This is a genomic window from Faecalibacillus sp. H12, from assembly GCF_013361255.1.
Classification (GTDB): Bacteria; Bacillota_I; Bacilli_A; order Erysipelotrichales; family Coprobacillaceae; genus Faecalibacillus; species Faecalibacillus intestinalis.
In genome coordinates, this window is record NZ_JABWDK010000019.1 from 1 (window position 1) to 14009 (window position 14009).

General features: G+C 29.0%; 10 protein-coding genes and 1 other annotated feature. Of the genes, 1 reads left to right on the top strand and 9 read right to left on the bottom strand.

The window, feature by feature from the left end:
- Positions 1-76: 76 nt before the first annotated feature.
- The 5 genes from HUU89_RS10735 to HUU89_RS10755 form a co-directional block, all read right to left on the bottom strand.
- The gene (locus tag HUU89_RS10735) at positions 77-1645 is read right to left on the bottom strand and encodes a sensor histidine kinase (protein ID WP_175301747.1); all 1569 of its coding nucleotides are present in this window, start codon (positions 1643-1645) and stop codon (positions 77-79) included.
- A complete protein-coding gene (locus tag HUU89_RS10740; RefSeq protein WP_175301748.1) occupies positions 1638-2306 on the bottom strand; it encodes a response regulator transcription factor in 669 nt (222 codons plus the stop codon). The genes HUU89_RS10735 and HUU89_RS10740 overlap by 8 nt, the downstream gene beginning before the upstream one ends.
- A gap of 158 nt (positions 2307-2464) precedes the next feature.
- Positions 2465-3058, bottom strand: a complete 594-nt coding sequence (locus HUU89_RS10745; RefSeq protein ID WP_022002375.1) for a hypothetical protein — start codon at positions 3056-3058, stop codon at positions 2465-2467.
- Positions 3059-3176: 118 nt separating this feature from the next.
- Positions 3177-4295 carry an aldo/keto reductase gene (locus HUU89_RS10750; protein ID WP_175301749.1) on the bottom strand — a complete coding sequence of 373 codons (1119 nt, stop codon included), beginning with the start codon at positions 4293-4295 and terminating at the stop codon, positions 3177-3179.
- Positions 4296-4821: 526 nt separating this feature from the next.
- Complete coding sequence (locus HUU89_RS10755; protein ID WP_175301750.1) at positions 4822-5787, bottom strand: M20 family metallopeptidase; 966 nt, start codon at positions 5785-5787, stop codon at positions 4822-4824.
- A 1022-nt stretch (positions 5788-6809) separates the two neighbouring features.
- On the opposite strand from HUU89_RS10755, the gene HUU89_RS10760 reads away from it, so the two are divergent.
- Positions 6810-8489 (top strand): IS1634 family transposase, encoded by a 1680-nt coding sequence (locus HUU89_RS10760; protein WP_175301751.1) that lies wholly within the window; start codon positions 6810-6812, stop codon positions 8487-8489.
- 553 nt (positions 8490-9042) lie between these two features.
- Here the strand turns inward: HUU89_RS10760 and lysS are convergent.
- The 4 genes from lysS to HUU89_RS10780 form a co-directional block, all read right to left on the bottom strand.
- The gene (gene lysS / locus HUU89_RS10765; protein ID WP_032091192.1) at positions 9043-10533 is read right to left on the bottom strand and encodes a lysine--tRNA ligase; all 1491 of its coding nucleotides are present in this window, start codon (positions 10531-10533) and stop codon (positions 9043-9045) included.
- A gap of 33 nt (positions 10534-10566) precedes the next feature.
- Positions 10567-10799, bottom strand: a binding site (T-box leader).
- Positions 10800-10889: 90 nt separating this feature from the next.
- On the bottom strand, positions 10890-11759 hold the full coding sequence (locus HUU89_RS10770) for an aldo/keto reductase (RefSeq protein ID WP_119362514.1): 870 nt from the start codon (positions 11757-11759) through the stop codon (positions 10890-10892).
- Between the two features lie 117 nt (positions 11760-11876).
- Positions 11877-12233, bottom strand: coding sequence for a DUF6465 family protein (locus HUU89_RS14760; RefSeq protein WP_217498475.1), 357 nt, complete (start codon positions 12231-12233; stop codon positions 11877-11879).
- 203 nt (positions 12234-12436) lie between these two features.
- Positions 12437-14008, bottom strand: a complete 1572-nt coding sequence (locus tag HUU89_RS10780; protein WP_175301752.1) for a hypothetical protein — start codon at positions 14006-14008, stop codon at positions 12437-12439.
- Position 14009 lies beyond the last annotated feature (1 nt).

The window sequence follows — 14009 nt, forward strand, 5'->3', positions numbered from 1 at the left end:
CCCTAAAGTTGTCCCCTAAATAATTTGGCTTTCCCCCTAAATTATTTGGTTACCCTATTTCTACATAAACTTTTTATTACTTATTCATCTCTATGATAAAATGAACTTCTTCGTCTTGTACAACTTTACAAGTATAGTTGTGTAAATCTAAAATATTTCTAACAATCGCTAATCCCATTCCTGTAGAATTTGTATCATTTCTGGATACATCTGCTTTATAGAGTGGTTCAAATATATGATTAATATCTTTATTTTCTATTTTTGATCCATCGTTACTTATAATTATTTTTTCTTGTCTATAAACAATATTTATTTTTTTATTTGCATATTTAAAAGCATTGTTGATTAGATTGTCAAAGACAATCATCATCAATTGTTGATCACATGAAATATTGATTTTAGGATCAATATCAATCGTAATGATTTTTGATTCTAAATCATAATGTTTTAATACTTCTTCAATCATTGGCGAAAGATTATAATTTTGTTTATGCAACTGATAAGACTTTGTCGTTCTTGTATATATCAACATTTGATTTAAAAGATTATTCATATGCTTAGATTCATCTTCGATCATTCTTAAGTATTTATGTTGTTTTTCAGGATTAACATTTTCTATCAACATTTCTGTACTATTTAAAATAACTGCGTTTGGTGTCTTCATTTCATGGGCCATTGCATTGATAAATAAGTTTCTTGTTTTATTTAATTCTTCTCTTTCATTTTCAAGATACGTATATATAAAATAAATACATGATAGAATAATTTGTACTAAACTAAACATTAAAATAAATCTATCTTTTAGACTATCTAAAACAATATTTGGGGTATCGATAAACATATTAAGTTTTATACTATTTTCTTTATTTACATAATGAACATATATCTTTGACTTATCAGAAGAAATAGCACATGTTTCTTGTTCTACTTTAATATCTTTTTCTTTTGGATTCTTTTCTAGTGTTTGTTTTGAATTAAAAAACATTAATTCAAAATCACCAAGTCTATTTTGATCGTTTGCTTTTTTATTTTGATATTTATACCATGAATAATAATTCATTGTTCCTTGTGAGTTACCGAGTTTATAAGTCATATGACTATTTTCATCATAAAAGACAATTTGATCTATGATGTATTGATTATCTTTTGAATGAAAACTCATCTTTTTTATAGTACAACCATCTTGATTTTGATTATAAAAGTCTAATAAATTATTTATCTCTTTTTTATTAAAAGATTTTTCTAGATTAAAAAGAGTATACTTATCATTTGTACTATCTTTAAAAAAGATAATAAAGTTTTTATTATTTAATTTATATTTATCTTTTACTTTATATTCAAAAGCTATATTTTGTTTAATATCAAAACCATTACCATCATAAATAGTAGATAGTACATCATGCATATTATTTTCAATATTTTTATCACTTTGCGTTATCATTTTATTCGTAACATCACTTGCTAGTGACCACATAACAGTATCCATTGTATTAAGATTACTCGTGTACATCTGCCTACCTATAATAAAAACAATAATTAACACACTTTCAATTAATAAAAATCTTTTAAATTTCTTATTTTTAAAGGCAAGATAAAACATGCCTAATAATAAAACAATACTTAACGCTCTTAAAAAATCAACCATTTTCAAACACCTTCGTTTCAAAACAATAACCTTGTTTAATCACTGTCTTTATTCCCTTTTGATAAGGTCCCAAGGCTTTTCTTAATATTTTAATATGTGTATCAACACTTCTTTCCTGTCCTTTATAATCAAATCCCCACACTTTTAATAAAATCTGTTCTCTAGATAAGATTTGATTTGGATTTTTTATAAAATATTCTAATATTTTATAATCTATTATTTTTAAATTCAAATTTTGATTATTAAGATATGCTTGTTTTTCTCTTGTATTTAACTTTAATATACCTTTTTCTAAAAATTGATAATGTTTTCTGTTTGTAATAGCTTTACATTTAGCAAGTAATACCGGTAATGAAAAAGGTTTAATAATATAATCATCACAACCTAATTCATAACCCTTTAATTGATCAACTTCTTGTACTTTGGCTGTAATAAAAAGTATCGGTGTTTCTTCTTTTTCACGTACCTTTTGACATAAAGTAAATCCATCCATCTTAGGCATCATTACATCTAATAAAATAAGATCAAAACTTTCTGTTAAAAAGCAATAATAAGCATCTTCTCCATTATCAAAACTTTTTACTTCATAGTCATTTTCTACTAAGTAATCTTCTAGTATTTCTCTTAAATGATCATGATCTTCAGCAAGTAGTATCTTCATAACAATACCTCCCTTCATCTTTAATATACTTTCTTCATTTGTAATCTTTGTGTAAGTTCTTTAATAATTTAATTTTATATTATGATATCCTAAAGATTCAACTCTATTCCATCATATTTTTATTAAAAAAGAAACAGTATCATACTGTTTCCCTCGCCCTAGTTATTATTATCTTTTTTTGGTAAATACCAATAATTATTGAACTGATATAAGAATGTTTTTGAACCCGGTGGCATTTCTACAAATGCATGATATACATTCATGAAATCTACTGCTGAATTTGCAACAACAAACATAGCGGCCATTCCTAAAAAAAACTTACATTTTGTTAATGAAATATAATAAGGAACTAAACCAAATAAAATATCAGGAATAAGATTGATAGCTATATATTTTTTCTTTGTAAACTCTGTTGTATATACTCCTGCAAAACCAACACGTGGTATTTTAAACATATAAATTTCTTTATAGAAATAAAACTGACATAGTTTTGAAAGAACTAATAAAATATTTGCGAGTATAAAATAGCTAAAAAGATTTGATAAATCCATAGAATCAACATCTCTAAAAAGAACATTTAAATATTCTGGTACAAACATAATACATATAATAATAAAAGTAACAATACTTGTTTGTATATTCTGTTTTTTTCTATCCGTTGGTTCATTAAATCGAATAGCCCCTTCTTTAAGCTTATTTGTTGGGAGTGGATTAGTTTCTGGATCTAATTTCCCCATATATTTTATCTTCATAAGTTGTCTCCCCATATATCCTGTTTCACTTTTATCTATAAATACATCATACCATACATATCACTATTTATTTTACTAAAACATAATACAAAAAAAAGAATGACATAACGCCATTCTCTTATAAGTTCTTAATATCTTGAACGACACGTTGTAAATCTTCTCTGATTTTAATAGATTGTGGACAAAGTTTTTCACATTTACCACATTTCTTACAAAATTCAGCTTGTGCATCTCCTAGATTTGTATAACGTCTTTTAGCTGTATCTTTAAGACCTAACATACCATATTCATTCCATAACTTGAAGTTACCTGGAATATCTATTCCAAATGGACAAGGCATACAATAACGACATCCTGTACATCCATTTTTAGTTTTTGCTTTAATCATATTAGCTACTTTTTCTACAAGTTTTTCTTCATCTTGATCTAATGGTTTAAAATCTTTAAAAGTAGCTAAGTTATCTTCTACTTGAGCATAAGTTGACATACCACTTAAAACAACTTTAACATTTGGAAGTGAAGCCACAAAACGTAAAGCCCAACTTGAAATGCTAACATTTTGATTATAGTCAGTAAAGACTTTTTCAATATCATCTGAAAGGCTAGCAAGAGCTCCGCCTTTAATAGGTTCCATAATAACTAATGGTACATTCTTTTCTTCTGTAAGTTTGTATCCTTTCATTCCTGCTTGGATATCTGTATCAATGTAATTTAATTGAATTTGACAGAAATCCCAATCACGATAATTAATGATTTCTTCAAATACTTCATAATCATCATGGAATGAAAAACCAAAGTTTTTAATTCTTCCTTGTTTCTTTAATTCTTCACAATAAGGAATGATATTTAAATCAATAACTTTTTTCCATGTATCTTTATTTAAAGCATGTAATAAATAGAAATCAACATAATCGACATCAAGTCTTTTCATTTGTTCTTCAAAGATTTCTTTTGCTTGTTCCAATGAATCAATTTTAAACATTGGTAACTTTGTCGCAAGATAAAAATCTTCTCTTTTATATTTCTTTAAAACTCTACCTATAAATGGTTCACTTTCGCCATCATGATAAGGATAAGCTGTATCAATATAAGTCACACCACTTTCAATAGCATAATCTAACATTCTTTCTGCTTCTACCTCATCAATAGTGCCATCTTCCTTTTTAGGAAAACGCATGCAGCCAAATCCTAATAATGAAGGATTGACATTAAGTTTATCAATTTTACTATATTCCATCCTTTTATCCTCTCTAAATTAACCTACATTTATTGTAAACCCTAAAGCTTGGTTTATGTCAAGATAGATTTAAACTTTACATTCTTGCTAATATGACAGACGACATTAGCAAATTTGTAAAGTAATCAATAAATAAAAAGGCATAAAAAAAAGCATAAATTAAAAGTTTATAAAATACTATTTTTATCCATTTACTTTACTGTTCAACCATACTTTTTCAACATAATTTGATATAATTGTTTTGTTATCGTCCTCCCTGAAAGGAGGTGATGTTAATTGTTTTCCGACTTAGTAGTATCTGTCGTGGCAGGTGTGTTAGTTTATTACATATGCAAATGGTTAGACAAAAGATTTAAGCGATAACTAGCCTAGTGTTAGACCACTCTAAAAGTTAGAAAAGGTAAGGATCCACCAATCCTTACCTTTTCGTTTTGATGCAATTGTTCTCCGACTTGCAAATAAAGTATAGCACATTAGTCCCCTAATGCACAAGTCCATATCTTTTACATATATTTTCTAAAAGTTATCAAGTCCTATTTTTATGATTTTCTAGCCAATGACTTGCACAATATGAAAAACATGCCGCACCAATAACACAAACATTTTCATCAAACTGTGCTTTAGGATGGTGTAAAGGATAATCGCCACGTTCATCCATAAATCCAGCCGTTAAAAGCATATAAGTTGTCGGTATTTTTTCAGAAATAATAGCAAAATCTTCTGATGCCGTTGCTGTACTATTAGGAATTTCTTTTAATCCTTCAATTCCTACTTGTGACATATATTCAACCATTTCTAAAGTTAACTGCGGATCACACATAAGTGGTGGTACTGTAGAAACCATTTCAATTTCAACTGTTCCACGATAGGTTTCTGCAATTTTATGGCATACTTCCTTCATACGACTTAATAAATTTTCTCTTGTAGAAACATTATTTGTTCGTAGTGTTCCTTGTAAAATTGCACTTTCAGGTATGACATTAGCTGCACTCCCAGCATTAAACATACCTATTGTAAGTGTGCATATATCTTGAGGATTTGCTTCTCTTGCAATAAGTTCTTGTAGAGCGAGATGAATATGTACACCGATATTTATAGGATCTATTCCTTGATGAGGATAGGCTCCATGTGTTCCTTTTCCATGGATGGTTATTTTAAATTCATCAACAGAGTTCATCATAATGCCTCCTGCATTATACATATAAGTACCCACTTGATTTTTCCCTATCATCATATGATAAGCCATAGCTGCATCTGGTCTTGGATGATCTAAGATTCCATGTTCAATCATATCATTGGCACCTTTAAATATTTCTTCAGCACTTTGAAACATTAATTTTACTGTTCCATGTAAATGATCTTCATCTTCTTTTAACATTCTTGCTGCCGTTAATAACATAGCTGTATGGATATCATGGCCACAGGCATGCATGTTTCCTGAAGCACAAGCAAACTCTTCTCCACTTAACTCATTAATTAGTAAAGAATCCATATAAATAGATGATAATTGCTTTTCACTTAAATTTTATTTCTAACATCTTGTACATCAACGCCTTTTATAAGTACATTTTGTGATAATCTTTTCGATTTACGTAGTTCTATGAGTTTTTTGTTAAAGTTCACGTTTATTTTCTAAGTTTTTAATAGTATTATAAAAACCAATAAAATTTATCACAATCAACTACTCTTGGCAATTTGTCAACTTTAAATAACATTATGAAAAATTTTGTTTTTTAGTATTATTGATAAAACAAAAGCCCCATTGTATTGGAACTTTTTGACAGCTTTTTAACACACTTCTTTTTTCGACATAGTTTGATATAATAACTTTGTTATCGTCCTCCTTGAAAGGGGGTGATGTATTTTGATTTCTAATTTTATTATTACTGTCACGGCAGGTGTTCTTACATATTACATTTGCAAATGGTTAGACAACTATTTTAAACGATAACTAGCCTAGTGTTAGACCACTCTAAAAGTTAGAAAAGGTAAGGATCTGCCAATCCTTACCTTTTCGTTTGATGCATTTTGATTTCCAATTTACAAGTAGAGTATAGCATTTATACTTGTAATATTCAAGTTTATACTAAAGAATTAATTTTATAAAAACTCCACATTCGTTTCGATAAATTTTTTTATACCAATAGAAAGATTCTTTTCATCTTTTATTAATCTTATAACTATTGTTTGATCTCTTTTCATGTTTATCAAACCTTTCTTTTCTCTCCCAAGCATGCCGAATTGTGTATGCAAATTGATATATATTTATTCACATATCTATTTATATGTTATATATGATATTTAATAATAAATATTGACATTCAGCTATTCGCTAAAGAAAAAATAAAAGCCCGTCTTTAGAAATTATCACTATATTTTTTAGAACTACATTTAAACCATTTCTTTCAATATGTCGATTTTATCGGCTTTTTTTATACTTTTAATTTTTTTATATTACTTTTTATGTTATAATTTATATAGTGATAGTAGTGATATATTATTGGAGGTGTTTCTATGGCTTTTTTCCTTAAAAAATCTACTCTTAAAGGTCGTACCTATCTTTCCATCGTTGAAAGTTATTACTCCCCTCAAAAGCATGGTGGTGCTCATCGCACCTATAAATCACTTGCTTCTGTTGAAACTTGGAAAGCCAAAGGTATCGATGATCCTATTGCCTATTTTCAAAAAGAAGTGGACGAACTCAACAAAAATAATAAAAACAAGAATTCTCTTAAGATTTCCGATCATTCTCCTGAACTCTATCTTGGATATTTTCCATTCATATCCATGATGAATAAAATGGATATCAAAAAGTATGTCGACTATTTCAATCTGCATAATTCTTTTGAGTTTGACCTTTACGAACTTCTTTCATCTCTTATCTATGCTCGTCTTGTTAATCCATGCAGTAAGCATAGAACTTTTCATGAGGTCCTTCCTCAACTAAGAGACGGCGTTCACTTTTCTTATTATCAGCTTCTTGATGGTCTTGAATTCATCGGCAATGACTACGGCAAGTTTATCGAAATCTTTAATGAACAGACAAAGAAATTCTATGATATCAATACTTCCAAGACCTACTTTGACTGCAGTAATTTTTATTTTGAAATAGACAGAGAAGATGACTTTAGAAGAAAAGGTCCTTCTAAAGAAAACAGAAAAGATCCCATTGTCGGCTTAGGACTGCTTCTTGATGCAAATCAAATTCCTATTGGCATGGAACTGTTTCCTGGCAACGAAAGTGAAAAGCCCATACTGAGAAATGTCATCAAAAAACTGAAAGCTAAAAATCAAATCAAAGGGAAAACCATCCATGTTGCAGATAAAGGATTGAACTGTGCACAGAATATCGCCTTTTCCAAAGAAAACGGAGATGGCTATCTCTTCTCAAAATCAGTAAAATCCTTACCTGAAAAAGAAAAGACATGGATACTGTTGGATAATGATGATTGGAAGGATGTAAGAAGCAGAGATGGCACACTGTTATACAGATATAAATCATGTGTCGAAAAATTTCCATACACTTTTGAAATAGATGGTAAAAAGAAAACCCTCTGCTTTACAGAAAAAAGACTTGTTACCTATAATCCAAAACTGGCCTCAAAGAAAAAATATGAAATAGCCAAACAGATTGAAAAAGCAAGAAACCTCTGTTACAGTCAGGCAAAACGATCAGAATATGGAGATTTAGGAAAGTATGTCGATTTCATTGATGAAGACGGAGAGAAAGCCAAGGCCTCAATAAACGAATCAATGATTGAAAAAGAGCTAAAGTTTGCAGGATACAATATGCTTGTTACTTCAGAAAAGGATATGGATGATATTGATATCTATAATACATATCACAATCTATGGAGGATAGAAGAATCCTTCAGAATAATGAAGTCTGATTTAGATGCACGCCCTGTATTTCTTCAAAAAGAAAACAGCATAAAGGGACACTTCCTGATCTGTTATCTTGCCGTACTGTTAGAAAGAATATTCCAGTTTAAGATATTGGATAATCAATACAGCACACATCAAATCATGAAATTCATTAGAAGCTTTAAGGTGGTCAAAGGTGAAAGTAAATATATCAATGTAACGGCATCAAGTGAATTTATAAAAGAATTCGAAAAGATTACAAATCTTCCACTTACAAATTACTATTTGACAGAGCGGCAAATTAGACAGATATTCAATTATAAGATTTAAACGAAAAAGCAATAGAGATTCTATCTTGAATTCCTACTGCTTTTTTACTATCACTATATTTTAATGCTGGATACCAAAGTCAGGTAATATTCAAGTTTATACTAAAGAATTAATTTTATAAAAACTCCACATTCGTTTCGATAAATTTTTTTATACCAATAGAAAGATTCTTTTCATCTTTTATTAATCTTATAACTATTGTTTGATCTCTTTTCATGTTTATCAAACCTTTCTTTTCTCTCCCAAGCATGCCGAATTGTGTATGCAAATTGATATATATTTATTCACATATCTATTTATATGTTATATATGATATTTAATAATAAATATTGACATTCAGCTATTCGCTAAAGAAAAAATAAAAGGCACATAAATACTTTTCTTCATAGTATTTACATGCCCTTTTAATTAAATTTGTATTCTTTTTGTGTCCGCGACACACTCTCGACACATTATATACCTTAGTTATAATAACTCTAAATGAGTATATAAGCATACATAAACCTAAAAAACATTGATTACATGCGGTTATTTAAATTTGTATAAATTTGTACTATTTGTTTCTTGGTTTCATTTGAGGGAATAAGATAACTTCTTGAATAGATTCTTGTCCAGTTAATAACATAACTAATCTATCAATACCCATACCCATTCCACCTGTTGGTGGTAAACCGTATTCTAGAGCTTCTACGTAATCTAAATCCATTTCGTTTGCTTCATCATTTCCTAATTCTTTTTCTTTTAATTGATCAGCAAATCTTTCATATTGATCGATTGGATCATTTAATTCAGTAAATGCGTTAGCATATTCGTTTCCACAGATGAATAATTCAAAACGTTGTGTGAAACGTGGGTCTTCTAAATTCTTTTTAGCAAGTGGTGAGATTTCAATTGGATGACCATATACAAATGTTGGTTCAACAATTGTTTCTTCTACATATTTTTCAAAGAATTCATTGATAATATGTCCATAACCAAAGTGAGCTTCTACTTCAATACCATGTTCTTCAGCTAATTTTTTAGCATCTTCAAATGACATATGTTCATTGAAATCAATACCAGTCTTTTCTTTAATAGCTTCTGTCATAGAAACACGTTTAAATCCTGGAGCTAAAGAAATATGATGTCCTTTATAATCTAATTCATAAGTTCCATTAACTTCCATAGCTGCATTAGAAATAATACCTTCAGTTAAATCCATCATTCCTTCAAGATCACTAAATGCTTTATAAACTTCAATTGTAGTAAATTCAGGGTTATGAGTTCTATCCATACCTTCATTTCTGAATAAACGTCCAATTTCATAAACAGCATCCATACCACCAACAATTAATCTCTTTAAAGATAATTCAGTCGCAATACGTAAATAGAAATCAGTATCTAATGTATTATGATGAGTAACGAATGGTCTTGCAGCTGCTCCACCTAAGATTGGATTTAATACAGGTGTTTCAACTTCTACATAGTTTTTACTATCTAAATAATGTTGAATTGAACGAATGATTCTTGGTCTTGTAAACGCAATTTTTTTAGCATCTTCATTCATGATTAAGTCAACATATCTTCTTCTATATCTTTCTTCAATATCACTTAAACCATGGAATTTTTCTGGTAAAGGACGTAATGCTTTTGTTAAATGTGTATATTCACTTACTTTAATTGAACATTCTCCAGTATTTGTCATAAATACTGTACCTTTAACCCCAATAATATCTCCAATATCACCTTTTTTAACGATTTCATAAGCATCTTCACCAATAGTATCTTTTCTTACATATAATTGGATTTGTCCATCTCTATCTTGAATATGCATGAAACATACTTTACCTTTACGACGTTTAGTCATAATTCTACCAGCTACAGATACTTCTACAGCCATTTCTTCTAATTCTTCATGAGTTTTTTCACCATATTGTTCTTTAATACCTTTTGAATAAGCAGTTACATCAAATCTTTGACCAAAAGGATCAATCCCTTTATCAATAAGTTCTTGCATTTTTTCTCTACGAACAAGTTCTTGTTCACTAAATTTTCTTTCTTCCATAATTTCCTCCTAAAATATAAAAAACTCTCCATCCCATGGGACGAGAGCTAAATCGTGTTACCACCCAAATTCATCAATAGGTCACCCTATTAACCTCAATAACTATCTATTAATAGTCTTGCCTATAACGTGGCTTACGTCATCTTATCAAAACATCCAAGATGCAGCTCCTAGTCTTTATTCATAATAGTTTCATTATCTTTTCCACCAACCAAGACTCTCTTTGAATGAAGTGCTATTATTACTTGTCTATTCATTGCCTTTATTTCTACTTCGTTATCTTAACTTAATTCAAATTTATTGTCAATATAAGCGATAAAATTAGTTTTAATAATGAAAAAATGCACGTAAGTGCATTAATCATGAATCTTATTATTTAAAACCATTCTTACAAAATCAGGTTCAAAATGTTTAGCTCTTGATCCTGAATATCCCATATCTAATAATGAAATTTGTTTCATTTCTTCTTCATTTAATTCAAAATCAAAGATATCTATATTTTCTTTAATTCTTTCTACATGTGTTGATTTTGGAATAACAACGACTCCTCTTTGTACATTCCATCTTAGAATTACTTGTCCTACAGACTTATTATATTTAGCTGCAATTCCTTTTAACATTTCATCTTCAAATGGATTATATCTTCCTCCACCTAGTGGTGCCCATGCTTCTGGAATAACATCATAATATTTCATTGTTTCTAATGCCTTTTCTTGAGTGTAATATGGATGGAGTTCTACTTGATTGACTACTGGTTTTACTTTAACAACTTCACAGAAGTTTGTAAGAATATTTGGATAGAAGTTAGAAACACCGATTGCTTTTAATTTACCTTCTTGATAAGCAGTTTCCATGGCTCTCCAAGCACTGAAATAATCACCACAAGCTTGATGTAATAAATATAAATCAAAATATTCTAAACCACTTTTTTCTAAAGAAGCTTCAATTCCTTTTTGGGCACTTTCGTAATCCATCATATCTTGTACCCATAATTTAGAAGTAATAAATAAATCTTCTCTTGTACAAAGACCATCAGCAATTGCTCTTTTTACAGCAGCTCCTACAGCATCTTCATTATAATAAGCAGCAGCTGTATCAATTAAACGATATCCCGCTTTAATTGCTTGATAAACTGATTCTTCACATTCTTTTTTATCTGGTACTCTAAAAACACCAAAACCTACCATTGGCATTTTTAAACCATTATTTAATGTAACATATTCCATTATATGATCCCCCTTTTGCTTATATTTTAAATCATCTATATAAATCTTCAAATACTTATTAACTATCATCTATCATACATTTAAAGCATAAAAAAAGAACCTCTCGGTTCTCCTCTATTATTTTTTAGTAGTTTTTTTAGCAGTTGTTGCTTTTTTAACAACTGGTTTAGCTTCTTTAGCAGCTACAGCTTTAGCTGGTGCTTTTTTAGCTGGTGCTTTTTTTGCAGCTGTTTTTTTAACAACTTCTGGATATTCAGGCATAGCATTAACATCTAATTCACCTTTTAATTCAGAACCATCTTTTTTAATTGCTACAAAGAAAACTTTAGCAGTTTCAGGTAAGTAATAAATATTTAAAGTTTCAACTTCTGTTGTTTTTACACCTTGTTCTTTTAAAGTTTCTTTAACGTATTTATCTAAATCACCATTTTTAACATTCTTTTCTTGGTATTGTACTTCGATCATTGTTTTCATATTCTCTCACTTCAAAACCTCAGTTTTTACTTCCTCCTTGGTAAGTATTCTATACCATTTTTTTTATTTGTAAAGTGTTTTTCTTAAGAAAAAGCGCATGAAATCAACGTTTTTCTCTAATTACTTATCATAAGAATAAAATATTGTTTTATCTTCAAACCTTTTATCTTAATTTGTAAAAAAATAGAATTGGAAACCCAATTCTATTTCTTAGATTTTGAATCAATAATCATGATAAACTTAGTTTTAGCTTCTACACCGTCTTTACTATCTGCAAATATTTTATAATCATTAGCTAAATCAACAAGTTCTTGTGTTGTATCTACATCTTTTTTCACTGTATCATTTAAAACACTAGAAATCTTATCTAAACCTTTACTTTTAAATAAAGTTAAACCATCAACTAAAGCATCACTACCTTGAGCTAATTGATTTGATGCCGTTTTTAATTGACTACTTGCTTGTACCAAAGTATTAGATCCATCACTTAATGAAGATAATCCTTCACTTAATTGTTTAGAACCATCAACAGCACTCTTAGCTCCTTCTTTTAATTGAGCAACTCCATCTGTATAACTTTGTAATCCTTGATAGAATTTGTTATATGAATCTAATTGTGCTAAAGCTGTTTTGATTGATGGTTGATTTTCTGCTGGTAATTTTGCCATTAAACCATTTAAAACTGTTTGATAATTATCAATTGTCAATTCAATAGACATTCCTGTAGCAGCCAATTGATTATTAATTTGTGTTTGTGTTGTTGTTAATAAAGTATTAAATACTTGTTTTGCTCCACCAACTAATGTTGCACTTTGTCCATCTAAAGTAATTAATCCATTATAAAGTGTTTCGATACCTGTTGTTAATTTTTGTGATCCTACAAGAGCAGAAGCTGCACCTGTTTTTAAAGATCCTACACCTTGATCAAATTCACTGTATTTAGAAGCATATTGTTTTAAGCCTGATTGTAATGTTTGCCCACCAGCAATAATTTGGTCAAATGATGAATTTAATGTATCTACACTATCATAAACATCATTTAAATCATCAAAATTAATATCTGTTTCAGATAATAATGATGGTGTTGCTACTGACATTAAACTATTTAATTTAAACTTTGTTGTATCATATTTAATTGTTACAGAATTTAATTTTTCTAAATCTTTATTATTATCATAGTTCTTTGATAATCCTGGAGCAGCAATTGCCATAATGATATTAGAAGAACCATTACTAATTACTTTACCATTTGTAACTTCAATATTAGAATTTGTTTTTGTTGGTAACATTGTTCCTGTTGTAACGACAAAAGGAACATAAAGTTCTTTACCATCAACAGTTTGTTTTTCATTATTTGTATAATCAATTTGAATTTCTACTTTACCCTTTTTACCAAGCATATCTTTTAACTTCGTTTTCTTACCATCCAATTTATAAGTTACTTTCATTGAAACAGGTAATGAATTTGTTGTTTTACCTTGGTAATAAATGTCTTGTCCATCTGTTGTTTGCCATACCAAACTAGAACCATCTTGTTTAAATGTTTCTTTACCATTAATATTTTTAATATTTTTTAATGATGATTGATCATCTAATGATGTTTCATTTTGATCATTGATAAGATGTTCAGAAACAACTGTTGTTTTTTCTGAACCATTTGTTTTTAACTTACTATAAACTGTTTTTTCTTTTGAATAGGCAAAGGCAGGAACAATTGAGCTCATGACCATTGTCATTACAACTGCTGAAGAAGTGATTAATTTTGCTTTTTTCATC

What these genes read in the sequence shown, in the direction of transcription:
- lysS (WP_032091192.1), bottom strand. Translation starts at nt 10,533, where the DNA reads ATGGAAGAAAGAAAATTTAGTGAACAAGAACTTGTTCGTAGAGAAAAA.
- HUU89_RS10735 (WP_175301747.1), bottom strand. Translation starts at nt 1,645, where the DNA reads ATGGTTGATTTTTTAAGAGCGTTAAGTATTGTTTTATTATTAGGCATG.
- HUU89_RS10770 (WP_119362514.1), bottom strand. Translation starts at nt 11,759, where the DNA reads ATGGAATATGTTACATTAAATAATGGTTTAAAAATGCCAATGGTAGGT.
- HUU89_RS10755 (WP_175301750.1), bottom strand. Translation starts at nt 5,787, where the DNA reads ATGGATTCTTTACTAATTAATGAGTTAAGTGGAGAAGAGTTTGCTTGT.
- HUU89_RS10760 (WP_175301751.1), top strand. Translation starts at nt 6,810, where the DNA reads ATGGCTTTTTTCCTTAAAAAATCTACTCTTAAAGGTCGTACCTATCTT.
- HUU89_RS14760 (WP_217498475.1), bottom strand. Translation starts at nt 12,233, where the DNA reads ATGAAAACAATGATCGAAGTACAATACCAAGAAAAGAATGTTAAAAAT.
- HUU89_RS10750 (WP_175301749.1), bottom strand. Translation starts at nt 4,295, where the DNA reads ATGGAATATAGTAAAATTGATAAACTTAATGTCAATCCTTCATTATTA.
- HUU89_RS10780 (WP_175301752.1), bottom strand. Translation starts at nt 14,008, where the DNA reads ATGAAAAAAGCAAAATTAATCACTTCTTCAGCAGTTGTAATGACAATG.
- HUU89_RS10740 (WP_175301748.1), bottom strand. Translation starts at nt 2,306, where the DNA reads ATGAAGATACTACTTGCTGAAGATCATGATCATTTAAGAGAAATACTA.
- HUU89_RS10745 (WP_022002375.1), bottom strand. Translation starts at nt 3,058, where the DNA reads ATGAAGATAAAATATATGGGGAAATTAGATCCAGAAACTAATCCACTC.